This is a genomic window from Myxococcales bacterium (assembly GCA_016712525.1).
Lineage (GTDB): Bacteria > Myxococcota_A > Polyangia > Polyangiales > Polyangiaceae > JAAFHV01.
Genome location: JADJQX010000007.1, coordinates 1,503,851 through 1,528,223 on the forward strand (window position 1 = coordinate 1,503,851; position 24,373 = coordinate 1,528,223).

18 protein-coding genes are annotated in these 24,373 nt (G+C 69.6%); 15 read left to right on the forward strand and 3 right to left on the reverse strand.

The annotated features are described in order from the left end of the window. Positions 1–51: 51 nt before the first annotated feature. A complete protein-coding gene (locus IPK71_23450) occupies positions 52–1,050 on the reverse strand; it encodes a hypothetical protein (GenBank protein MBK8216695.1) in 999 nt (332 codons plus the stop codon). Positions 1,051–1,144: 94 nt separating this feature from the next. Further along, the gene (locus tag IPK71_23455) at positions 1,145–2,920 is read right to left on the reverse strand and encodes a serine/threonine protein kinase (GenBank protein MBK8216696.1); all 1,776 of its coding nucleotides are present in this window, start codon (positions 2,918–2,920) and stop codon (positions 1,145–1,147) included. 141 nt (positions 2,921–3,061) lie between these two features. On the opposite strand from IPK71_23455, the gene IPK71_23460 reads away from it, so the two are divergent. From IPK71_23460 to IPK71_23530, 15 genes are all read left to right on the forward strand, one after another. After that, the gene (locus tag IPK71_23460; GenBank protein ID MBK8216697.1) at positions 3,062–4,375 is read left to right on the forward strand and encodes a DUF814 domain-containing protein; all 1,314 of its coding nucleotides are present in this window, start codon (positions 3,062–3,064) and stop codon (positions 4,373–4,375) included. Between the two features lie 79 nt (positions 4,376–4,454). Next, positions 4,455–7,001 (forward strand): dynamin family protein, encoded by a 2,547-nt coding sequence (locus IPK71_23465; protein ID MBK8216698.1) that lies wholly within the window; start codon positions 4,455–4,457, stop codon positions 6,999–7,001. Positions 7,002–7,069: 68 nt separating this feature from the next. Next, positions 7,070–7,561, forward strand: coding sequence for a hypothetical protein (locus IPK71_23470; GenBank protein ID MBK8216699.1), 492 nt, complete (start codon positions 7,070–7,072; stop codon positions 7,559–7,561). Beyond that, a complete protein-coding gene (locus tag IPK71_23475) occupies positions 7,558–8,328 on the forward strand; it encodes an ATP-binding cassette domain-containing protein (GenBank protein MBK8216700.1) in 771 nt (256 codons plus the stop codon). Before IPK71_23470 ends, IPK71_23475 begins: the two co-directional genes overlap by 4 nt. A 115-nt stretch (positions 8,329–8,443) precedes the next feature. After that, entirely contained in the window at positions 8,444–9,952 is a 1,509-nt protein-coding gene (gene rpoN / locus IPK71_23480; GenBank protein MBK8216701.1) for an RNA polymerase factor sigma-54, read from the forward strand. A gap of 228 nt (positions 9,953–10,180) precedes the next feature. Continuing rightward, complete coding sequence (gene raiA / locus IPK71_23485) at positions 10,181–10,522, forward strand: ribosome-associated translation inhibitor RaiA (protein ID MBK8216702.1); 342 nt, start codon at positions 10,181–10,183, stop codon at positions 10,520–10,522. 158 nt (positions 10,523–10,680) lie between these two features. Continuing rightward, complete coding sequence (locus IPK71_23490) at positions 10,681–11,145, forward strand: PTS sugar transporter subunit IIA (GenBank protein MBK8216703.1); 465 nt, start codon at positions 10,681–10,683, stop codon at positions 11,143–11,145. Positions 11,146–11,206: 61 nt separating this feature from the next. Further along, positions 11,207–12,322, forward strand: a complete 1,116-nt coding sequence (hprK, locus tag IPK71_23495; protein MBK8216704.1) for an HPr(Ser) kinase/phosphatase — start codon at positions 11,207–11,209, stop codon at positions 12,320–12,322. Further along, the gene (gene rapZ / locus IPK71_23500) at positions 12,319–13,272 is read left to right on the forward strand and encodes an RNase adapter RapZ (GenBank protein ID MBK8216705.1); all 954 of its coding nucleotides are present in this window, start codon (positions 12,319–12,321) and stop codon (positions 13,270–13,272) included. The genes hprK and rapZ overlap by 4 nt, the downstream gene beginning before the upstream one ends. A gap of 7 nt (positions 13,273–13,279) precedes the next feature. Next, the gene (locus tag IPK71_23505; protein ID MBK8216706.1) at positions 13,280–13,561 is read left to right on the forward strand and encodes an HPr family phosphocarrier protein; all 282 of its coding nucleotides are present in this window, start codon (positions 13,280–13,282) and stop codon (positions 13,559–13,561) included. Between the two features lies 1 nt (position 13,562). Further along, the gene (gene ptsP / locus IPK71_23510) at positions 13,563–15,416 is read left to right on the forward strand and encodes a phosphoenolpyruvate--protein phosphotransferase (protein MBK8216707.1); all 1,854 of its coding nucleotides are present in this window, start codon (positions 13,563–13,565) and stop codon (positions 15,414–15,416) included. 158 nt (positions 15,417–15,574) lie between these two features. Continuing rightward, a complete protein-coding gene (locus IPK71_23515) occupies positions 15,575–17,974 on the forward strand; it encodes a bifunctional metallophosphatase/5'-nucleotidase (protein ID MBK8216708.1) in 2,400 nt (799 codons plus the stop codon). After that, on the forward strand, positions 17,971–19,542 hold the full coding sequence (locus IPK71_23520; GenBank protein MBK8216709.1) for a hypothetical protein: 1,572 nt from the start codon (positions 17,971–17,973) through the stop codon (positions 19,540–19,542). The genes IPK71_23515 and IPK71_23520 overlap by 4 nt, the downstream gene beginning before the upstream one ends. A 56-nt stretch (positions 19,543–19,598) precedes the next feature. Then, positions 19,599–21,413 (forward strand): hypothetical protein, encoded by a 1,815-nt coding sequence (locus IPK71_23525; GenBank protein MBK8216710.1) that lies wholly within the window; start codon positions 19,599–19,601, stop codon positions 21,411–21,413. A gap of 280 nt (positions 21,414–21,693) precedes the next feature. Next, positions 21,694–22,227, forward strand: coding sequence for a hypothetical protein (locus IPK71_23530; protein MBK8216711.1), 534 nt, complete (start codon positions 21,694–21,696; stop codon positions 22,225–22,227). Between the two features lie 6 nt (positions 22,228–22,233). Here the strand turns inward: IPK71_23530 and IPK71_23535 are convergent, their stop codons facing one another. Further along, a complete protein-coding gene (locus IPK71_23535; GenBank protein ID MBK8216712.1) occupies positions 22,234–23,778 on the reverse strand; it encodes a serine/threonine protein kinase in 1,545 nt (514 codons plus the stop codon). Positions 23,779–24,373: the final 595 nt, after the last annotated feature.

Here is a 24,373-nt window from a genome sequence, read left to right on the forward strand (position 1 = left end):
TTTCACGAACACACCGCGCGGCTCGGGCCTCGGAGGCCGACGGCCCGACCTTCAGCGCCCGTTCCGCGCGTACCAGCTCTGCGCGACGCTCTGAACGATGGGGCCGCGGAACGCGGGGTTCGGGTGAGTGCGCAAAAACCCGATAGGATTCAATGGGTTACCTCCCGCCGCACGATCCATGCGGCCGAAGTAGTCGAACAGCATGACTCCGCCCTGTTCGCTCCACGAGAACTGCGGCCTGCGCGCGCGCCCCGCTTGGAGGGTGTTGACGGTGCCCTCCGTGTCGGATGCGACCTCGTTGGCCTGGTTGAGGCCGGGCAGGACGCGCGTGACGAGCCTCCCGAGCAGCGCGGGGCTCGGGCCCGTGCCCATGGGCTGACCGTTCGCGCACCCCGTGTGCCCGAGGTAGTGGTGCGCGAGCTCGTGGGCGAACGTGAACGAGAGAATGTCGCCGAAGATTTCGCGCGCCCGAGACCATCGTCGCGCGTCGCCCCCGTACTGCGCGGGGATGATGCCCGGCGGAAGGCCCGCACGCGCGCTCTCGCTCTTCACGAGCTGAGGGATGACCTGCGCGCAGTACGTTTCGTACGTGCGTGTTCCGAAGAGCTCGTCGGTCGAGCGGGTCTGCGCGATCGCGTCGACCGCCTCCATGATGCCCTCGGTGGCCGCCATGAAGGGCGCGCCTCGCTCGTCGCACCCCGCGAACGCGTTCACGTCGAACGAGGCGTCGAAGACGAGCGGAATGCCGCGCACCTTGGCCTGCCTGTCGGCGGGCAACGCCGCGATGAGCTCGGCGAGGATCGTCCGAAGCTCCGCCTGCATCGCCTGGGATCCGACGAGCGGCGGAAGAAGCGGGCGAGCCGTCGGCGCGGGCTGCGGCTGCTGCGGGTACGGCTGCGGCTGCTGCGGGTACGGCTGCGGCTGCTGCGGGTACGGCTGCGGCTGCTGCGGGTACGGCTGCGGCTGCTGCGGGTACGGCTGCGGCTGTGGCTGGGGCGTTCGCGCCGTCGACGAGCGCTGCAGGTCGCAGGCCGCGAGTGCCAGGGTCATCGAGAGAAAGATCGCCGCTTTTCGCATAAGTACCCTCGGAGAACGGCGCGCCCTCGACCGAGCGACGCGACCGGTAAGCGACCCTACGGGCCGTTCAGGATCGCAACGTAACGCGCGCGCGCGGGCCGAGCAATCGACGCGTCTTTGCGCGGCCGTCGATGCGCATCTGCGAGCCTACGAAGAGAGAGATGCCGCCGGAACGGCACGCAGGGCGCGGAGCGCGCGCGAGGCTCCTCGCGTCTTGAAAGCGGTCGTCGGGGGACCGCGCGAGGCAGCGACCGAGCACCTCGTGCCACTCCGGAGGGAGCGACTGGGCGCTTTTGTGGACGCCGCTCCCGACGGCGGCGGCGCTTCGTTCGGGGGTCACGGCCTGAAGCTTTCCGGTCGCGTCGGCGTTCGGGGGCTCCCCGACCAAGCACTCGTAGAAGGTCGCGCCGAGCGAATAGAGATCGGCGCGCGCGTCCACGTCGGCGCCGGCCTCTTGCTCCGGAGCCATGTACCCGGGAGTGCCCATGGGCGCCCCGAGGTTCGTGATGCGCATCTCCTCCCACTCCACGCGCGCGATCCCGAAGTCGATGATTTTGATCGTCTCGTGGCCGTCGTCGTCGCGCGCGAGGAACAGGTTGGACGGCTTGAGATCGCGGTGGATGACTCCCGCGGCGTGGACGGCGGCGAGCGCCTCGGTGACGGGGACGGCCCACACGAGCAGCTCGTCCGGCGCGAGCCGCCCGCCGCGGCGCACGAGGTGATCGGCGAGCGACTCCCCGCGGAGAAGCTCCATGACGAGGTACGCGGAGCCGTCCGGGAGGTGGCCGTGGTCCAGGACCTCGACCACGTTGGGGTGCCACGCGAGGCCGAGCGCTTCGGACTCTCGACGGAGACGATCGGACGCCACCGTATCGTGGGCGGCGCCGGCGCGGAGCAACTTCACCGCCACGGGGACGTCGTCGGCGAGGCGCACGGCCTCGTAGATGACTCCCGTCGCCCCGGAGCCCATGCTCCGCCCGAGCCGGTACTGGCCTGCGACCACGGTGCCTACGAGGTCTCCCGCCGTCGCGGTCTCGCGGAGCTCGCGGAGCGAGAGGCTGCGCTCGAGGGCCGCCACACGAAGGGCCTGGGCAAGCCGCTCCACCCTGGTGCGCCGCTCGCGTGCGACGAGCGCCCCGACCGCCGCTCCGAACGCGGCCGACACCAGCGCCGAGGCGACCCCGTACGCGGCCCCGGCCCACGCGCCGGGGATCCCCCCGACGAGGGACGCCACGACGCCTCCATACGCGGCGAGCCTCGCCTGCTCCACCGGGACGCTCCAGGTGACCTCGTACTCCTCGGGCCCCGCGCCGTCGGCCCGAGGGAGCGCACGCACCTTGGCGCGCGGGAACCCGAAGAGGCAGGGGATCATGGACAGCTCGGCCGCGCGGAGCCGAGCCAAGTTGCCGCTGGCCTCGAGCTCGGGATCGTGGGCGATGCGGACCCTCCCGCGCCACCGACCGGGCGAGGAGAGGGTCGTCTCCCACAATGTAGTCCGTCCATACTCGCTCTCGGTGCCGTCGAGCCGCACGAAGGCGTCCTCGGGCGCGCTCGTGCCGCGCAGGAGCTTCGACCACAACCCGAGGCACTCGCGCTCGGCGAACCCGACGGCCGCGGCCGCGAGCGCGTCTTGCCCGAGGTCGGCAACGAACGCGTCGACGGCACGAGCGAGCGCGACGAGCGGAAAAAGGCGGGTCTCGTCGTCGAGCTCTTCCGGGCGAATGCGCGCGATCCCGAGCCACGCCTCGGCGGCGCGGCGATCCCGCACCCGCTCGACGTGAGCGAACAGCACCTTGAAGCGCGACGCCGTCGTTTGGCCGCGTGGGTATCCTCGTTTTTCCACGCCGTTTCCAGGGCCTCCGAGCCCCGAGAGCATACCCGAGCGCGCGGAACACGCCAGAGGCGGTCGACGCGCTCGTCACCGCGGCACGACGGGCGCGACGGAGGTCATCGGCGGGGCCGCGCGCTCGGCTATGGTTCGACCATGAACGAGGCCTTCGCCATGGTCCAAGAGGCCGACGTCGCCGACGCCGTGGCGATCCTAAAGGCTCGGGCGCCGGGTCGGACGCTCGTGATCGTCGTGACGGGCCGGCCGGAGACAGCCTCGGTCACCGACACGGAGACACGGCGACGAGCGTTCGGTGGTCGTGTGCCGGCGGGGGTTCGCTTCGATCGAAGGGCGTCGGAGTCGCTCGTGGGGGCGAAGGTCCTCGGCAAAGGGCGAACGCACGTCGACCTCGAGCTCCCCTCGGGGGAGCTCCGTTCGCTCGAGGCGCGCGGCGGGCTCGTCAGGCTCGGACCGCCGAGGGAACGCGGAGAGCCCGTAGCGACCGCCAGCGAGGCCACCCGGAGGGAATGGCAGGTCGAGGCCGAGCACGCGCTCGCGGGGGTCTCCGCGGCGGTGGCACGGGCCGACGCCTTGCTCGTCGACCGCGCGCTCCGAAAGGCCGAGGCGCGGCTCGAGCGGCGGGCCATGGCGATCGCGGGCGACATCACCAAGATGTCCGCGGTGACGGCGCTCGCGGCGCGCGCCGTGAATCTCGTCCCCGCGGCTCGGAAGGCGAAGCGCGGCGAGACCGAGCTCCGCGGGCCCGACTACGAGAACGGCGGCGAGATCGTCCTTCCCCTCGACCCCGGCAAGGCGCCGCAGGCGCAGCTCGAGTCCCTCTTCGCGCGGGCCAAGCGCATGAAGGCCGGACGGGAGGCGGCCGAGGCGCGGCTCTCCGAGACCCGACGCGCCTTGGAGGCCCTCCGCGCGATCCGAGCCACGCTCGCCGAAGCTCCGTCGCTCGACGCGGAGCAGATCGCGGACCTGCGGAACCGGGCCAAGGCCGTGGCCCCCAAGGACGTGTCCTTCGGGGCGGAGGGGACCGCGAACAGCTCGCGCGGCGCCCCACAAAAACACAATGCTTTCCGACGGTTCCGGACGCCACGAGGTTTGCTCGTGCTCGTCGGAAAGGGCTCGACCGACAACGACGAGCTCACGTTTCGGATCGCGAGCCCGCACGACCTCTGGCTGCACGCGAAGGATCGACGGGGTGCCCACGTGATCGTCCCCCTGCGAAAATCCGAGGCCCTCCCGGACGGCGCGCTGGTCGACGCGGCGACCCTCGCCGCTCATTTCTCCGACGCGCGCGACGAAGCGCTCGTCGACGTGCAATACACGTCCCGAAAGTACGTCCGAAAAATGAAGGGCGGGGCCGCCGGCGCCGTCGTCGTGGAGCGAGAGAAGGTGCTCGTGCTCCGCGTCGACAAGGGCAAAGTAGCCGAGCTCCTGGACGGCGAAGAAGAAGCATGACCTAGGCCAGGAGCGCGAGAACGCAGGGGGCCCCTCGGCGGGGCGTCCGCGAGTCGTGGGGCCTGCTATCGTCGCCCAGGTGAAGCTCGCCGAGACGATCGAACGCGTGATGGGACGGGTGGAGGTCGCCCTCGCGGGGGCAGAGGTCCACCTCAAGGAGGGGCAAGCCGCCCTCGCCGCCGGAGAGGCCATGCGCGCGCGCGCTCAGGCTCACGCGCTCCTCGCCAAGGTCCCCGGCTCCCCGATCGGTCTCGCGCTCCTCGCCGACGCGTGCGAGCTCGGGAGGCTCGACGCCGAGCTCGCGCTCACCCTCGAGGAGCTCGCCGGCCGCGTCCCGTCCCGAGCGGACGTCTGGGTGCGGCTCGGGAGGGTGCGCGAAGCCGTCGACGAGGCGACCACCGATGCGCGCGAGGCCTACGTGCGCGCGCTGACCGTGGCCGAGGGCGGCAGCGACGCGAGGCGAGAGGCGCTGCTCGCCCTCGCCGACCTCGATTTGGCGGAGGGTGACGGGGCCCGAGCCGAGCTCTGGCTGGAGCGCATCGCCGACGATGCCGCACCCGACGTCGCGCTTCGGCGCGCCGAGGCGAGGCTCGCGGGGGGAGATCTCGCGGGGGCGCTCCAGTGGCTCGGTACGTTCGAGAGCCCCCCCACCGACGGTCGCGCGGCCCTCGTCCGCGGTCGCGCTTTGGCGCTCGAAGGCCGCGCGGAGGCCTTCACCCAGCTGCTCCGCGCCGTGGTCCTCGAGACGCGTGGCGCGACCGAAGCGCTCGCGCTCGCCCTCGCGACTCTCCCTTCGACCGACGAAGCCCGCGCGCGGATCCGTACGGTGATCGCGGGCCAACCCGCCGAGTCCGAGGCCCGCTGGCGCGCCGCCTTCGCCCGCGCCGAAGGCCGCCTCGAAGAGGCCCGCGCCGCTCTCCGCGAGGCGGTGGAGGCCGGAGACACGAAGGCCGCACGCGCGCTCTTGGATGCGGCGATCGACGAACGCGACTCCGCGTCACTCGAGCTCGCCCTCGACGCCCTCGCCGCCCAGGCGCCCGACCTCGTGCTCGCCGAGGCCCGTCGCTTCCCACGACGAGAGGCCCTCGCCGATCCGGGGCGGGCGGCCGAGGTGCTCGACACGCTCGCGACCCTCACGAGCCCGAAGCTCCGGCCGTGGGCCGACGAGGCCCGGACGACCGTGCTCCGCCATTGGATCCCTGACGGGACGGGCGACTGGCCCGCGCTGCTCGACCGCCTGCAGACCCACGCGCGCGCCCTTCACGATCTCGCCTCGACGACGAGGGTCGCGGAGCTCTCGGTGCTGCGAACGAGGCCGGTGCGGGTCGCCATCGTGGGCGAGTTCAACGCGGGGAAGAGCACGTTCATCAACGCCTTCATGGGGGCCGACGTCGCCCCCACGGGGGTCCTCCCGACGACGGCGACGCTCCATCACCTCCGGTATGCGCCCGACCCGCTCGCGAAGATCTTCTTCTTCCCGCCGTCGTCGCCCGGGGCGCCCGAGGCACGCGATCGCATCGTGCCGGTGAACGAGCTCCGCGCGACGTTGAAGGCCGTCGACGCCGGCGAGGTGAAGCGCGTCGAGATCCTCTTGCCGATCTCGTCGCTCACCCAAATCGAGATCCTCGACACCCCCGGGTTCAACGCGCCCGACCCACGCCACGCGGAGGCCGCGCGCTCCGCGTTCGAAGAGGCGGATTTCGCGATTTGGCTGCTCGATGCCTCGCAACCCATGAAAAAGAGTGAGGAATCCGTCCTCGCCGAGGCGCGCTCGCACGACCTCCCGATCCAGATCTTGCTCAACAAGGCGGATCGCCTGAGGCCCGAGGATCTCGAGAAGGTCATGGACATGGTGCGCGGCTCTCTGGCGACGGCGGGGCTCACGTCGTGGCGCGAGCCTTTGGCCCTCTCGGCGCGCTTGGCCCTCGCGGGGCGGCTCGGCGACGCCTCGGCGCTGGAGTCGTCGGGGTGGCCGAAGATCCAAGAGCTCCTCGACGCCACGCTCCTCGGCAAGAGCGACGAGCTCAAGGAGCGTGCCCTCCGGCATCGGGCACGCCGCATCGTTTCGGCCCTCGCGGAGGTCGCGGTCCAGGCCTCTCGCGCCGAGCGCGAACGGGAAGAGGAGCGGCAGCGCCGCGCGCTCGCGTACTCTCAGAGGGCCGCTCGGCTCGAGCGCGATCTCGAAGAAGTGGCGGCGCGGATCATGGGAGCGCTCGCTCGGGACGCGCAAGCGTGGAAGCGCGATCTCGAGGTCATCGCCACCGGGCGCGACGAGGGCTCGGTGGAGCGCGATCCCGTGCTCTACCGCTACAGGGTCGACCGGGCGTGCCACCACCTCGCGGGGTCGCTCTCGAAGGTGCTCGCGACCCTCGGCCACGACGGGGCCGACGAGGTCACGAAGGCCGAGGCCGAGGGTTTGCCGGTCGCGAAGGCCCTCGTGCGGGCGTTCGCGGCGACCGGCGGACAGGCCGACGCGCTCTACCCGCTCGCCCGAGTCGCGGTCGTCACCCTCGTCGAGAGGCTGTTTTCCCTCGCGACGGCGCCCTCCGACCCCGCCCCGGCGAGCGGCCTCGTCGACGAGCTTCGCGTGCTCGAGCAAAGCCTCGGCCCACGGCCACGCGCGTGACCCGTCCCCGTCGCGGCCCCGAGGCGAACCGCGTCGACGCCCTCACGATCCTCCGGTAAGCTTCGAGCATGGCACGGACCCGAACTCGCAGGGCGCACCTCGTCGTCGCGGCGCTCGGCGCGCTCGCGCTGTCCCCCGTCTTGGCACCGCGCCCCGCCGAAGCCGACCCCATCCTCCAGGTCGGAGGCGGTGACGTGCGGGTCGAGGCCGAGAAGCTCGAGGTCGACGTAGCGGCCCAGACGGCCGTCCTCACGGGCAACGTGCTCCTCGCCAAGGGCGACCTTTCGGTCAAGTGCCCTCGCCTCGACCTCAGGTTCGATCACGCCCCTCACCTCTCGTGGGCCAAGGGCTCCGGAGGCGTCGCCGCAGACGTACGCGGCGTCCACGCCGAGGCGCCCGAGGTGGAGCTCGATCTCACGAAGCAGGTGCTCGAGCTCCGGGGCGGCGTGAAGCTCACCCGCGGGCAGGGGTTCCTCCAGGCCGAGAGCGCCACCATCCACCTCCTCACCGCCAAGGTCACCGCCACGCAGGTGAAGGGCCAAGTCCCCGTCCCGAAGTGAGCACCGACTCGGTCCCGCCCGACGAGGCGAACGAAGAGCCTCGAGCCGCCCTGAGTGCGCGCGGCATCGTCGTGCAGCGCGCCGGGAAGCGCTTGCTGCGCGGCGTCGACCTGACCCTCTCTCCGGGCACCGTGACGGGCGTCCTAGGGCCTTCGGGGGCGGGCAAATCCACGCTTTTTCGAGTGCTCGTCGGCGAGGATCGGGACCACGACGGACAGGTCCTCCTCGACGGCGCCGACGTCACGAAGAAGCCGCTCCACGCGCGAGCGCGCCTCGGCCTCGGCTACATGCCCCAGGGGCCGAGCGTGCTCTGGGACCTCTCGGTCGAGGAGAACGTCCGCACGTTCCTGGAGATCGCGCGCGGCTCGGCCGACTCGCCTGCGCTTCGCGGCATCCTCGAGGCGACCCGCCTCGACGAGGCCCGTGCCACGCGCGCGGGGCTCCTCTCCGGTGGAGAACGTCGGCGCCTCGAGCTCGCGCGGGTCCTCTCGGGGCGGCCTCGGGTCGTCGTCTGCGACGAGCCCTTCGCCGGGGTCGATCCCGCGCAGGCCGCGCACCTCGGAGATCTCCTCGCCGACCTCACCGTCGACGGAGTGGCCGTGGTCCTCGCCGATCACCATGTCGAAGAGGCCCTGCGCATCTGCACCTCGGCGAGCCTCCTCCTCGACGGCGCGATCGTGACCTCGGGCACCCCGCAAGCGTTCCGTGAGCACCCCGTGGTGCGTGGGCGCTACCTCGGCACGCTCTCGCCCTCGCACGTCGCGTAAGTCCGCGCTTGTCAACGCAAAACGACCGTTGGCACAAATATCGCTTCACGTCTCGCCGGGGTGTGTATCTTTGGGGTGAGGAGCCTCTTCTCGCCCTCGCTCGAAGGACACGCCGATGGAGATCAAACAGCAACTCCGACTGAGCCAGCAGCTGGTGATGACACCGCAGCTCCAGCAGGCGATCCGCCTCTTGCAGCTGTCACGCCTCGAGCTCATCGACGAGATCCGGAAAGAGCTCGACGGCAACCCCGTCCTCGCGGACGACGAGATCGACCCGCGCGCACGAGCCCGCGACGCCCAGGCCGACTCCGGCACCGGGAATGCCGAGGGGGAGAGGCTCGTCGACCGCATGGAAGAGCGGATGCGCGCCTCGGGCGAGACCAACAAGACCGACGAGAAGCGCGTCCAAGAGATCGACTGGGAGCAGTTCCTCGAAAACCGCACGCTCCAACAAGCCCTCCCCTCGAGCCGGGGCGGCTTCGACGAGCTCCCCCCCATCGATCAGAACCTCACGAAGCAGACCTCGCTCGTCGACCACCTGAAGTGGCAGCTCCAAATGAGCGACTTCACGGAGGCCGAGCGGCGGTTCGCGGAGCTCGTCCTCGGCAACCTGGACGACAACGGCTTCCTCGATTTGAAGGGCATCGATCGCCCCGAAGGCCGCACCCCCGACCTCACGATCGAGGAGCTCGCGGAGGAGGCCGGCCTCGACCCGGAGGACGCGCCCGAGGTCCTCCGGATCATGCAGGAGTGGGATCCGGTCGGGGCCTGCTCGCGCGATCTCCAAGAGTGCCTCCGTGTCCAAGCCGAGATGTACGGCTGCGACGACCTCGAGCTCCAGATCATCGAGAAGCACCTCCACAACCTCGAGAAGCACAACTACCAGGCGATCGCGCGGGACCTGAAGGTTCCGGTCGAAGAGGTGTACGAGGCGGTCAAGGAGATCCAGAAGCTCGAGAGCCGGCCCGCTCGGAACTTCACCGAGATGGACGACAAGAGCATCGCCATCACGCCCGACGTCTACATCGTGAAGGACGGCGGCAAGTTCGTCGTGACGGACAACGATCGCGGCGTCCAGCGCCTCTACATCAACGAGAACCTCACGAAGCAGCTCCTCAAAGACCCGAACGCGAAAGAGTTCATCGGCGAGAAGCTCCGCAACGCGCAGTGGCTCATCCGCGCGATCGAGCAGCGCCGAAAGACCATCATCCGGGTCACAGAGTGCATCGTGGACAAGCAGCGCGACTTCTTCGAGAAGGGCGTCGCCCACTTGAAGCCGATGATCCTCCGCGACATCGCCGAGACGGTGGGCATGCACGAGTCGACCATCAGCCGCGTGACGACGAACAAATACGTCCACACGCCGCAAGGCCTCTTCGAGCTGAAGTACTTTTTTAACTCGTCGATCCGCCGCGTGGCCGAAGAGGACATCGCCTCCGAGAGCGTCAAGCAGGCCATCAAGAAGATCATCGACGACGAGGACAAACAGAACCCTCTCTCGGACCAGGCGATCGTCGAGCTCCTCACGAAGAGCGAAGGCATCCAGATCGCGCGTCGCACCGTTGCCAAGTACCGAGAAATGCTCGGCATTTTGGCGTCGAGCCGTCGGAAGAAGCACTTCTGACCCGGGGGCTCTCGACCGGCACGGGCGGGTGGTCCGTGAGGTCGCGCGGAGGCGAGGCCCGAGCCCGCCACACGGGGCTCACCGGCGGGAAAAAACGTCTCGGAGCTCGGCCTTTTTCGGGCACGCCTCGCGAAAAGGCCTCTATGATTTTGGAATGCCCGAGGTGCTCCTCGGGTTCTCCAAATGGCGCCGGCGCCACGTGCGGCGATCGGCAGGAGGTCGGCTCGAATGAACATCGCCATCACGTTCCGTCAGATGGAAGCGCTCGACTCGCTCAAGGGCTACACGACCGACAAGGTCGCCAAGCTCCAGAAATTCCTTCGACAGCCCATGAAGGCCCAAGTGACGCTGAGCTGCCAAAAGGCCGTTCACCTCGCCGAGGTGGAGGTCCACTCGGGCAGCGAGCACTTCATCGCGCACGAGAAGAGCGACGACATGTACGCGTCGGTCGACAAGGTCGTCGACAAGCTCGAGCGACAGATTCGCGAGACGAACGGCGCTGCGCGAAGCGCGAAGAAGGGCGCCGAGCGCGCGTCCGAACGTCTCCTCCCCGACCCGGCCGAGGACTGATTCCGCGCTTCGAGGCGGCCTCCCCGTGCTCCGCGCGCCAACCGACCGGGCGTGGCGCGGTGCACGAGGGCGGCCGCTAGAGAGCCGGCGAACGTGGCGCAGCGCACCGCGGGGCGGACGGTGAGCGACGCCAACGCCGAGGATCGAGGGAAGGACCCATGCGACTATCCGAAATGCTCGCCCAGAGCCGAGTCGCCTTCGTGGAAGGCACCGGGCTCGCCAAGCCAGACGCCATCGCCAAGGTCGCGCATCTCCTCGCGACGGGGTGCGACGTCTCCGAGGCCGTGCTCGCGCGGGTGCTCCGAGAGCGCGAAGAGCTCCAGTCGACCGGCATCGGAGACGGCGTGGCCATCCCGCATGCGTCGATCGCCGATCTGACGAAGCCCGTCGCGGCGCTCTTGCTCGTGCGCGACGGGCTCGAGTTCGGCGCGATCGATCGCGAGAAGGTGCACCACGTGTTCGCCGTCGTCGGTCCGAAGCGCGAGGCCGGCGAGCACTTGCGCACGCTCGCCCGAATCTCGAAGCTCCTTCGCAACGCGGAGCTTCGCGCGAAGCTCCTCTCGGCCGAGGGGCCGGCCGCGGCGCTCGATCTCGTGGCCTCGGAAGAAGAGGCACGACCGTGAGCGCCTCGGACGACCGATGACCGCGAGAGACAACGACAGCGCGGCGGGCGGAACCCCGCGCCTGCGGGACGTGACGGTCCGAGAGGTCCTCTCGGATCGGCGGCTCGCCGTGCCCGTCGAGCTCGTGTCGGGGGGCGGCGGGCTCGATAGACCCGTGCATCATCCACGCATCCAGAAGAGCGGCCTCGCCCTCGCGGGTCACTTTCGTGGCGTCGTGCCCACGCGGGTCCAAGTGCTGGGAGAGACCGAGCTCTCGTACCTCGAGACCCTCCGCGAGGACCAACGAGGCGAGGCGTGCCGCGCGTTCTTCGGCCTAGGGCTCTCGGTCGTCGTGATCACGCGGGGTGTCTCACCCGACGAGCAGCTCGTAAGGGCCGCCGAGGCGAGCGGCACGGCGCTCTACGTGGTCGACGCCGCGACGAGCCGAACGATCAACGCCCTCCACGCCGTCCTCGACGAGCTTTTGGCACCGACGACTCAGCTCCACGGGGTCCTCGTCGACGTCTTTGGCGTCGGGCTCCTCTTGCTCGGCAAGAGCGGCATCGGCAAGAGCGAGTGCGCGCTCGAGCTCGTGCTGCGCGGGCATCGCCTCGTCGCCGACGACGTCGTCCGCTGCGACTGGCGGCCACCGGGCACGGTGTTCGGCGCCGCCGACGACCTCCTCCGCCACCACGTCGAGGTGCGGGGCCTCGGAATCCTCAACATCAAAGACATGTTCGGGGTGACGGCGGTGCGCGCTCGAAAGCGCATCGACGTCGTCGTTCGCCTCGAGGAGTGGAGCGAGACCCGCGACTACGACCGGCTCGGAGTGGAGGACGCCCACCACGAGATATTGTCGACCCCCATCCGCATGCTCACCGTCCCCGTGCGCCCGGGTCGTGACATGGGAACGATCCTCGAGATGGCCGCGCGGGACGAGCTCCTCCGACGCGCCGGAACCTACAGCGCCCGAAACTTCCTGGAGCGTCTGCGCACGGCCCGTGAACGAAGCGGTGGCCCCGATAGGCCGGCCGCCGAAGGCGAGTCGGTCGCACCGCCCCCCGTGGCCATCACCCGCCCCGGCGAGCCCAGGCCCGGGGTGAGGCGCCCCTTTCCGTATGCGCCCCGCCCGTGCCCCGAGGCCTCGGAGAGCAGCGCGCTCATCCCCGATCTCAGCGGCTCGAAGGAGGAAGAATGAGCTCGCCGCGACGCCCACTCGTGGTGGTGGTCACCGGTCTCTCGGGCGCGGGTCGCACGACGGCCCTCCACGCCCTCGAAGACCTTGGCTTCTTTTGCATCGACAACCTGCCGACGGCCCTCGCGCCCCAGGCCGTGGCCCTGTGCGAACGGGGTGGCATCCTCAAGATCGCCCTCGGGATCGACGTACGCGTTCGCGTCTTTCTCGGCGAAGTAGCCGAAACTCTTTCAAAAATCGAGCACACCGGCGACCTCGACGTGCTCTTCCTCGACGCCTCCGACGAGACGCTCGTGCGCCGCTTCTCGGAGTCGCGACGGCCGCATACCCTCGCCGACCCGGCGAACCCCGGGGTCGGTGTGGCGAGCGTGCTCGAGGGCGTGACGCTCGAACGGGAGCGCCTCGCACCGCTCCGCGCGAGGGCGACACGCGTGATCGACACGACGCGCCTCTCCGTGCACGAGCTCCGGCGCGCGATCACGACGCAATCCAGCCCGGAGGCGACGGCGAGCCGCATGGTGGTCCGCGTGGTCTCGTTCGGCTTCAAGTACGGCCCGCCCGTCGATGCGGATCTCGTCTTCGACGTGCGGGTCCTCGAAAACCCCTACTTCGTCCCCGAGCTCAAGTCTCTCCCAGGCACCGACGTCCGCGTGCGGGACTTCGTGTTGCGCCAGGACGAGGCGCGCGAGCTCGTGGCGAAGACGAAGGACCTCCTCGACTTCGTGCTTCCGAAGTACGAGCGCGAGGGAAAGAGCTACCTCACGGTGGGCATCGGGTGCACGGGAGGCCGCCACCGCTCCGTCGTGCTCGCCGAGGAGCTCGCTGCGGCGCTCGGCCCTCAGGTTCGTGTGTTCCACCGCGACGTGCTCCGCGGCAACGCCCCTCCGAGGACGAGCGATCCCGGGATTTCACTGGGGGCCGCAGTGGGCGACCCGCACGACGAACGAAAGTGAGGCTCCCTTGAGCGACGAGACCCACGAGGCCACCTTCACCATCGTCAACGACCTCGGCTTGCACGCCCGCGCGGCCACGAAGCTCGTGCAGCTCGCGTCCCGTTTTCCGTGCGAAGTGACCGTCGCGCACCACGGCCAAGTGGCCAACGCGAAGTCGGTCATGGGGGTCTTGCTGCTCTGCGGCTCCAAGGGCACCCACATCGACGTCAAGGCGACGGGCGCGCGCGCCGACGAGTGCGTCAAGGCGATCGGAGAGCTCATCGCGGACCGGTTCGGGGAGGCGAGCTGAGGTGAGGGACGGCGCCCCGGAATCGACGGTGCCCCCCTCGGCGCCGCTGAGCCAGACGGAGCTCGGCGTCGAGCGGACCGTGCTCGAGGGCATCGCGGGCTCGGAGGGGGTCGCGATCGGGCGAGCGCTGGTCGTCCAAGGGCGCCGGACGACCTTCTTGCGGCGAACGATCGAAGCGAGCGAGATCGAGACGGAGCTCGCCCGCGTACGCGATGCCGCGAGCCGCGCTCAGCGCGGGATCCGCGAAGCCGCCCACGGCATGCCACAGAGCTCGCGCACCGCCCTCCCCGTCCTCGAGGCGTACCTGCTCATGCTCGAGGATCCGATGCTCCACGAGCGCGTGGAGCGCAAAATTCGGCGCGACCGAAAGTGTGCCGAGTGGGCCGTCCAGGAGGCGCGCGACGATCTCGGGAGGCTCTTCGCGAGCACGGACCCCCCGACCAAAGACGCGTACATCGCCGAGCGTGTCCACGACGTCGAGTTCGTGTGCGACCGGCTCCTGCGGGCCCTGGTCGACGACGCCCACACGCTGCTCTCGAGCGCCGACGCGGGCCGCCTCGCCGAGCCGATGATCGTCTTCGCGCGCGATCTCTCTCCGGCCGACACGGCGGGCATGGCCAAAGAGCCGGTCCTCGCCTTCGTGACCGAGGTGGGCTCACGCACGAGCCACACGTCGATCATGGCGCGGGCGCTCGAGATCCCGAGCGTCGTCGGCGTGAAAGACGCGACCCGTTTCGTGAGGACCGGCGATCGGGTCGTCGTGTGCGGCCTCACGGGCACCGTCACGATCCACCCGACGCCAGAGGACGTCTCTCACGCCGAAGCGAAGCGCCTGCGCCATCGCGCGCGCCAAGACCGCCTCTTCGCCGACGCGAGCCGTCTCGCGCGGACGATCTCCGGCGAACGCGTGCACCTCTCGGCGAACCTCGAGCTCCCCGAGGAGGCCGCGTTCGCCCGAAAAGCCGGCGCCGAGACCGTAGGGCTCTACCGCACGGAGTTTCTCTTCGTCGACCGCGCCGACCTCCCCTCCGAGAACGAACAATACGAGGCATATGCCAGCATCGTTCAAGCCTTCGGAGGCGCGACGGTGACGCTGCGAACGTTCGACATCGGCGGCGACAAGTTCGCCTCGTCGTTCGAGCTCCCTCCCGAGATGAACCCGGCCCTCGGGCTCCGCGCGATCCGCCTCGCGCTCGCTCAGCCCGAGGTGTTCTCGACGCAGCTCCGAGCCATGGTCCGCGCCGCCCGCCACGGGAACGTGCGGATCATGCTCCCGATGATCTCCACGACCGACGAGATCGCAGCCGCCCGCGCCCTGCTCGCTCGGGCCGAGGCCGACGTCGCGCGATCGTTCGGAAAACGGGTCGACCCGATCCCGCTCGGCGCGATGATCGAGGTCCCCGCGGCCGCGGTGATGGCGGACGTGCTCGCGCGGCACGCCGACTTCTTCAGCATAGGCACCAACGACCTCGTGCAGTACGCGCTCGCGGTCGACCGGACGAGCCGCACCCTCGCCCACCTCGCCTCACCCCTGTCGCCCGCCATCCTGCGCCTATGTGCGATGGCCATTCGCGCGGCAAACGCGGCGAAAATCCCCGTGGCGGTGTGCGGCACGATGGCCTCCGAGCCGCTCCACGCCCTCCTCCTCGTCGGCCTGGGGGTCCGCGAGCTCTCGATGGAGGCCTCGGCCATTCCCGTGGTGCGCGAGGCGATCTCCCGTGCCTCGATGGCAGAGCTCGCCCGAATCGCCGAGCTCTGCCTCGAAGCCGAGACCGAGGCGCGCGTGCGAGAGGCCGTCTCTTCGTCGCTCGGCCCACGCTTGCTCGACCTCGACGCCGTCCGGGACGACGCGTAGCCCTGACGCGGCGCATTCGAGAGCCCGTCTCGACGGCGACCCCGACGTCACCACCCCGAGAGGCGCAAGCCCGACACGGAAAGTTGCGCGGATCTTTGCTGCGAACCGGCCGTTTCTTTCCTAGGGTGGCGAGCTACATGGGTCGCTTTCGTCGTTTCGTGAGCTCTCTCCTTTTGGCCACCGGGATCGTCGCCGGCGCCGTCGGTGCGCCCGGCTGTGCGGGCGACGGCCCCACGCAGGCAAGCCCGTGCGGCAAGGCCGAGGGACAGGCGTGCCAGGTCAACCTCACGCTCATCCACACCTCCGACATCCACTCTCGGCTCATCCCGTTCGAGCAGGTGATAACGCAGGTCGACGCCGACCTCGGCCTCGGATCGCTGAACTCGGTCGCCAACGTCGGCGGCGTCGCTCGCATGGCCTACGTCATCGGCCGCGAGCGCGCGCGGAGCGAGCGAGTCCTCCACCTCGACTCGGGCGATTGCTTCCAGGGCGCGCCGATCTTCAACTTCTACGCGGGCGAGCCCGAGGTCCGGTCGCTCGCCGCCCTCGGCATCGACGCGGCGGTGGTCGGCAACCACGAGTTCGATCGCGGCGCGCTCAACGCGGCCACCCAGTTTCGTCGCTGGGCGAACTTCGGCGTGCTCGCGGCGAACTACCGATTCGAGACGCCCGAGGTGCCGAACAGCGCGTTCATGGGCACGGTGACCCGCCCGTTCCAGGTCTTCAACCAGGGCGGCCTCAAGATCGCCGTCATCGGCATGGCCAACCTCTCGAGCCTCTCGTCGGTGTTCGACCAGCCGAACCGCCTCGGCCTCGCGCCGCTCAACACGGCCGAGGTCGCTCAGTTCTACGTGGACCTCCTCCGCCCGCACGTCGACCTCGTGGTGATGCTCACGCACCTCGGCCTCGACGTCGACCAGCGGATGGTGCGCAACACCACGGGCATCGACGTCGTGCTCGGCGGCCACAACCACGTGGTCATCAACCCGCCGCAGCAGATCTCGGACTGCTCGTCCGACCCGCAGAACCCGGGCTTCGTGTGGACGCCCGACCCGACGCAGAAGGTCGACGTCGACGCGATCCCGAAGGACGACGACGACCCTGCCCTCAAGGGGCCCGCAGGCGCGTACGACCCCGAGAATCACCCTTTCCAAACGAAGCGAACGTGCCGTCCGCGGCGCGTGATCATCGCGCACTCGGGCGCGTTCGCGAAGTACGTCGGGCGGCTCGACCTCGTGCTGTCGAACGAGCCGACCGCGGCGAGCCCCACCGGCAACGCCGAGGACTACGATCCGGTCAACGGGTACGAGGTCCTCTCGAACCGGTACCAGGCCTTCCCCATCGACGCGAGCGTGCCCGAGGATCCGATCCTCGTCGATCTGCTCCAGCCCTACCAGCGCGGGCTCGACGCGGCGGCCGACCTCGACATCCTCGTCGGCTACAGCCCCGAGGGCTCGCGGCGTATCTCGGGCAACGGCGGCGACTCACCGCTCGGCAACCTGGTGGCGACCGGGATGTGGCTCCGCCTCGGCGTGCAGACGGACTTCGCCATGTCGAACTCGACGGGCGTCCGCGCCGACATCAACCCGGGCCCCATCACGATCGAGCAGATGTACAACGTCTTCCCGTTCGACAACTCGATCACGAAGATGCAGCTCTCGGGCGGTGAGGTCCAAGAGATGTTCGACTTCACCGCGCGCCGCGCCGCCTCGCGTGGTTGCACGACGCAGGTGCAGATCGCGGGAGCGCGTATCCGCTTGAACTGCGCCGGCTGCCAGACCGACACGGACATCGTCTGCAACACCGACGAGGACTGCGCGAACGTCCGCGGCGAGTGCGACCAGGCCAAGAAGCTCTGCAAAGTGGGCGCGTGTGCAGAAGAGGTCTACATCGGCCACCGCAAGGACCAGAAAGACCAGTACGTGCGCTGCACGACCGACATCGACTGCAAAGGCGACGACGGCATCGTGCACCCCGGGCAGTGCGATCGCTCGGGCGGCGGCGCGCAGGGCCTCTGCCTCTCGCGCATCTCCAAGACGAACCTCTACGAGCTCGCGACGAGCACGTACCTCGCGCAGGGCGGCTCGGGCTTCCGGGTGCTCCAGCGCAACACCACCCAGATCGACACGAAGATCCAACAGCGCGACTCGCTGACCGACTTCATCCGCGCCGGCAAACCCTGCGACTTCGACACGAACAACGGCCCCGATGGCCTGAAGGCGTGCTCGACGGACGCCGAGTGCGGACCTCGCTCGGTGTGCGCGTGCCCCGGCTCCTCCGAAGAGTCCGGGAGCCCGAACCCGGAGACGTACTGCCGCACGAAGCCCGGCTTCGCGTGCGAGCCCGGCGCCGGTCGATGCGTCCGCGCCGCCTGCCGATCGAGCGTGGCCGAGTTCCACCAGAAGGTTTGCCAGGGGACACGCGCCGAGGAGCGAGAGGGCTGCAAGACGAAGCTCAACGCGTGCTCTCTCGCGGGTGAAGAGTGCAAGTTCCTTTCGTGCGTCGACGCGAAGCTCGGCAGCTTCTCGGACGGCCGCGTGGAGATGATCGGCCGATGAGCAACACGCGCACAACCCTCTTCCGCACCCTGGCCTCGCGAGCGAGCGTGCTCGCCGTCGCCGCCATCGGGCTCGGCGCGATCGACTGCCACGGGGCCTTCGGATCGCTCGACACCCAAGCGCGCGTCCGCGTGCGCCTCGTCGACACGAGCAAGGCCGGGAGCCGCTTCGCACTCCTGCCCCTGAAGTTCGACGGGCCGGTCCCGTTCACCGTGAACCTCGCGGCCCTCAAGGAGGATGGCTCGGTCGACACCGCGTTCAACGGGTGGCTGCGCGTGTCCGCCAAACCCGGCAACGTCCAGTCGCTCTCGGGTGAAGGGGTGAGCGGCCGGAGCGTCAAGCTCACGAACGGCGTCGCCGAGAACATCAACGTGCTCCTCGAGAACGCGTACGGCGAGACCTACATCCTCGCGCAAGACGCCGGATACGAGCCGGTCGACCCGCTCTCGCAGCCCCCGCCGCGCTGCGCGAACGGCCTCGACGACGACGGCGACGGCCTCATCGACTTCCCCGCCGATCCGGGCTGCGCGTTCGCCAACGACGACAACGAGAACGGCGGCAGCTACGCCGAGGGCGCGTCCGAGACCATCTTCTTCGCGCTCCCTCGCGTCGCCGACGTGCGCGGGGTCAACACGAGCGGCGGCACCACCGCGTACCCGAAGCAGCCCATCCGCATCGACACGGGCTTCCACCTCAAAGAAGACGGCCGCGAGGTGTTCGACTTCGACACGGTCGTCACGCGCATCGCGGCGAACGGCTTCTACGTGAGCGACGTCCGCGATCGGCGCGGCTTCAATAACGTGTTCGCGTTCAACTTCAACTCGCCGCCGCGCATGCGCGTGTGCGACCGCATCAAGTCGCTCGGCGGCACCGCCACCGAGTTCTTCGGGTTCACCCAGGTGAGCTTCCCCACGTGGACGCTCGAGGAGTGGAACCCGAAGGTGCGCCCGTGCGGCGTCCCCGAGCCGAAGGTGCTCGACCCGACCGACATCGCCGATGCCACCGGGACGACGCAAATCTCGAACCTGCTCTCCCTCTCGGCCTCGCTCGTTCGCGCCGAGTCGAAGGACAAGCTCGAGGTGCGCATCACCAAGCTCTTCGGGCCCGGGCACCCGAAAGAGAACCCGCTCTGGAAGGACAACCCGGCCCTGCCCCGCTACGTCCTCGGAGAGAACGAGACGAACTGCGACATCAACGAGGACGGCCGCCTCACCTTCGAGGATCCCGCCGAAGGCGCCTGCTCCCAGATCTGCACGAGCAACCCCGAGTGCACGGAGTACTCGAACTTCGAGGCGCGCAGCACCTTCCGGCTCATCGTGTCCGACGGTGTCCGCACCGCCAACATCCAGGCCAACGGGAGCACGGCATCCGAGTTCCGCCCTCTCGAGCAAAAAGGCAAAAAGATTCGCGCATTTACGGGAACACTCACCTACTTCTCGGGTGGGGCGCAGTTCACCATCGAGGCCCGCTGCGTAGACGACGTGGTGCTCGACCTCGCCCAACAACCCCTCCCCTCCGACAAGGCCTGCGTGTTCCCGCGAACGTTCGCCGAGGAAAACCCGCAGTGAGCCTCGCCCGCCCCCCTCTTTCCCTCCGACCCCGCCTGTCCCTGGAGCACTCCTCGATGCGTCTTCGTTCGTCTCTCTTGCTCGCTGCACCCGCTCTGTCCCTCGTGCTCTTCGCGAGCAAAGCCGATGCGCAGCCGGCAGCCCCGGCCCCGAGCGGAGCCGCCCCCGCCGACCCGACCGCGCCTGCCCTCCCGAAGGCCGACCTGAGCCTCGGGGCGCAGACCGGGACCGCCGCAGCCTCGACCGACACGAAGCCCGCCGATCCCCCGAAGGACGACAAGAAGGACGAGAAGAAAGACGACGTGAAGGTGCCCGACATCGCGGGCTCCGCGGGCGCGCGCGCGGCGGGGACCCCGGCGCTCTCGCCGAGCGGCAACTTCATGGATACCCGCCTCACCTGGACGTTCGGTGACGACGACTTCCTCCACAAGACGGGCGAGCTCATCCCGCTGTCGCCCACCTTCAGCGTCGGCGAGCGCTCGCAGTACCGCCTCTTCTTCGACAACCTGAACTCGCGCTTCACCGGCCGCGAAAACCTCACGCACCTCGTGATGTACAAGAAGATGCCGGCCTTCATCGACAAGCTCACGACGGAGGCCTCGCTCGTCCTCCGCTTCGACTTGTCGGCCCTCTCGGCGAACACCGGCAACTTGAACTCGGCGTTCTACGACTCGGGCTCGTACCTTCGCCTCTTCTACCAGACGGGCAAGACCGACAAAGAGGGCGTGAGCGCCGTCTTTTTCCCCCTCGACACCGACCGTATGCGCCTCGGCTACCTCTACGACATCTCGTGGGGTGGTACGGCGGCCTCGATCAACCAGTCGATCTTCCCGCGTCTCCAGGGCGCGTCGCCCGGTCTCAAGCTCCAGTACGACCGTGAGGGTTTCTACGCCTTCGTCGGCTTCAAGACCGCCAGCATCGTGCAGCCGCAGCAGGTGCTCCGCCCGGGCGGCGAGAGCGACGTCGAGACCGTCCGCGTGGCCGAGACCAACTACGGCGTGCTCGGCGGGCTCGGCGTCGACTTCACGAAGAACGTCCGCCTCGACGCTGGCGCCGGCTACTTCCAGCAGGGTCGCTTCGACCTCGAGGACGTGCGCGGTCGCCCCGTGTACACGTACGGCTCGTCGGCGCGCCTCGTCGTGCACGACAACATGCCGGTCCCTCGCTCGGTCGACTTCCTCCTCTACAAGAACGATCCGAACAAGCCGATGGTGCTGTTCGCGCCCGAGCAGTACACCCCGGGCCAGATCGCGTGGAGCGTGAGCGGCGAGGCGGCCGCCTTGGGGCAGCGCCTGAAGGACTTCGATCAGGCGGGCTCGCTGAAGGATCAGGTCGCGATGGCCGCCGCCATTCAAGGCGTGCTCAAGGCCGGCTACCTCCGCCTCAGCGCCACCGGCATCTACCGCAACCTGAACTTCGTCGTGCGTAACGTGCCCGGGTTCATCCCCTTCGAGACCCTCCCGAAGGACGCCGAGACGGATCCCGAGCTCTTCGGCGCCGTGACGGCCGACTACCACATCAAGGAGCTCCACCTCACGCCGGGCATCGGCGGAGGCTTCCAGCTCCCCTCGACGTTCCGCAGCCAGTTCAACGACGGCGGCGTGCCCGCGTCCCGTACCATCGTCGTGCGTCAACAGGGCGACGAGTCGATCCTCCCGTACAACAAGGACCGCACGGCCGTCCTCCAGACGCGCCTCAGCGTGCGCTGGGACATCTCCGACATCATGGCCATGGTCCTCTGGGTCCAGTACGTCCGCGACAACAACGGCACGCTCGTCGTTCGTGATCCCTCCGAGGGCACCGCCTCGCTGCGCGTCTTCCAGAGCCCCGACCGCCTCGGTATCGGAACGGCCCTCCAGGCCCGCTTCTAACGGCGGTTTCGTGCGCTGCGCCGCCTGCGGAAGAGCCCTCGCCGGCGTCTTTCCGGGCGGCGTCGCGCATTGTGCGTGTGGGCGGTCCACGGAGCTCCCGTACGAGGGTCGATCGAGCCCGAAGGGGCCCGAGGACGGCCCGTACCGCGCGGGCTCACACCGCGCAGATGTTGTTGAAATTACGTGCCTTTTCTGTGGCACCAGGCGGCTCGACGGCCCGGAGCCCTGCGGCATCTGCGGCGTCTCCTTGCGTGCGTTCGCGTGCGCCGCGTGTGGCCACGTGGACGGACCGAACGTTCGGTCGTGCTCGGCGTGCGGTCACCCACGCGCGCTCGAGGCGCTCGACGACCCCATGGACGGGCCGTGCCCTCGATGCTCGACCCCACTCCAAGGCAGCGGCGGTGGCAGCGACGGCGTCCTCGGCTGCGACGGGTGCGGGGGGACGTTCGTCACCCACGCCGGGCTCGCGGAGCTGTGCGACACGAACGCGACGGCCCCCCCGTTCGCGAGGGCCGAGGCGACGCGCTCGGTGAGCGAAGCCGCGTACGTCGCGTGCCCCCAATGCCACGAGCTCATGGCGCGGCGCGCGTTCGGCGGAAGGAGCGGCCTCGTGGTCGACGTCTGTGGTCGCCACGGAACATGGTTCGATCCGACGGAGCTCGCGGCGGCCCTCCGGGTCGTCGCTTCCGGGAGCGCACCGCCGGAACGCGTGGTTCTCGAGGCGCACGCCTCGCGCTCGCCCGAGCCAAAGGTCGCCGAGCCGACGGGCACGTCCACGGTGGGGCGTGTCTTGAGGTGGCTCTTGGGCTCGTAGGACCGGTCAGAAGGGCCTTCGCGACGGGTCGGATGGCGCACCGGCCGGGAACGCGATCCGACGGACGACGAACCCGAGCACACCGAGCGCACCCCCGAGGGCGATGAGCACGTCCCACCCCGGAGAGAAGGTGACCTCTTTGTCGCCGAGGAGGCCGACGCCGATCCATCGCGCGAGCCCGAGCACGGACGAGAGGCCGACCAGCGAAACGAGCGCGAAGGCGCGGAGATCCTGGGCGAGCATCTCGAGCCGAGGCGCATCGTCCCAGAGCTTCTCGCGCACGTGCTGGCCGACGAGCGCCGCCCCGACGACCGTGAGGCCGACGGCGAAGATGTGCAGAAAGACGATCGAGCCGATCGTGTCGAAGGCGCCGTCTCCGGAGACGAGCCGGGCGAGGCCGAGCAGCAAGTGGACGAGGGTCACGTACGCGAGCCACGTCGAGACGAGGCCGAACGCGACCACCTGCGGACGCGTCAGTCTTCGCGCCGTAAGCGGCCCGACCTGACCGGACCCGAGCACCAAAGCCACGACCTGGAGCGGGGTGGACGCTTCGACGGGCAGGGTGGCCGACACGTCGTGCTCGGGCACCGAGGGCCGCGGCGCGAAGACCGGCGCGGGTGGCATCTGCGAGTGCGACGGCGCGGGTGGACGCACGGCCGCGTCCATGTCGAACGGGGCGAGGGCCGCCTCGAGCTCCGCCATCGACGCGAAGCGCTCCTCTTTCGTCTTCGAGAGGCAGCGCCGGATGACGGCGTCGAGCTGCGGAGGGACGAGCGGGTTCGAGGCCCGGACGGGCGGGAGCTCCTCGGTCAGGAGCATGATGAGCGTGCGGGTCGGGTCGTCGGAGTCGAAGGGGCGTTGACCCGTGAGGAGGTTGTAGAGCACCGCACCCACCGCGTAGACGTCGGCCCGCTCGTCGACCACCTCGGCCCGCGCCTGCTCGGGCGCCATGAAGCTCGGCGTCCCGAGGATGACGCCGGCCTGCGTGAGGTGGATGTCGTGGTCCTTCACGCGGCTCACGCCGAAGTCGATCACCTTGATGCGGGGGACGCCCGACTCGCCCGCCTTCTGCTTCAAGAGGAAGACGTTCTCGGGCTTCACGTCGCGGTGGACCACGCCCTGAGCATGGGCCGCCCCGAGCGCGCGGCACATCTGTCGCGCGATCCCGATGGCGAACGGCACGCCGAGCCTGCCGACCTTCTCGACGAACGCGCCGAGCTCTTCGCCCTCGAGGAACTCGGCCGCGATGCAGGGCGCGCCGTCCCTCGAGTAGAAGACGTCGATCACCTCGACGACGTTGGGGTGGGAGATGCTGCTCGCGCTCTCGGCCTCACGCTTGAACCGCGCGACGATCTCGGGGTTCTGCGCGAACTCGGGCAAGAGCACCTTGATCGCGAAGCGCCGGTCCTTCAGGCGGAGGTGGCGAGCCTCGTAGACTTTGCCCATGCCGCCTTCGCCGACGAGCCGAAGGACCTGGAACGTGTCGTTCAGGATCTGGCCGATGAGCGGATCGACCACCTCGGGGAGCGCGCCGTCGAGGACGAGGGGCATGGAGTCCCTCGGGCACAGGAAGATCTCCACGGGGTAGCGCGACCCACACGTCGGGCAAACCCGAGGCAGCGCGGCGGGGTTCTGCGGATGGGCGACGGCGACGGTGACGGTCGGCGCGAGCTCCGGGCGGGAGGGCGCGGGCGGCCTCGACGGCGGAAGCGGCGCACGACCTGCGGCGGGCGGAAGTGGAGGAGCTTGAGGCGGGCTCGACGGTCGAACGATGCGGGGCGGAGGCGCCTGCAGCATGGCCGTCACCTCTTCCGAGTCGGCCGGGGAACGCCCGAACGCCGCCCGCCCAGGAGAGTGCGGAATCGTCGCGCGAGCGTCCGCGGGGACTCCCCCGGATTCGAGGGGACGTTCCCCCCTGCGCGGTGCCGAAGACATGCCGTTTCACACGCTAGCATCACCCGAGCGCACGGATCGCGTTCTCTTCGCGTGCTCGGCCGCAACATTCGTGAGCCGCCCCGCTCACAAGGTGGCCCGAAGTCGCACCTCGAGCCACAGCGGACGATCCGGTTGACCCAAGCGTGAACTCGCCTATACTGCGCCGGTCCGAAAGGCACCTCAGGCCGTATCTTCTCGTAAGTACGGTCTT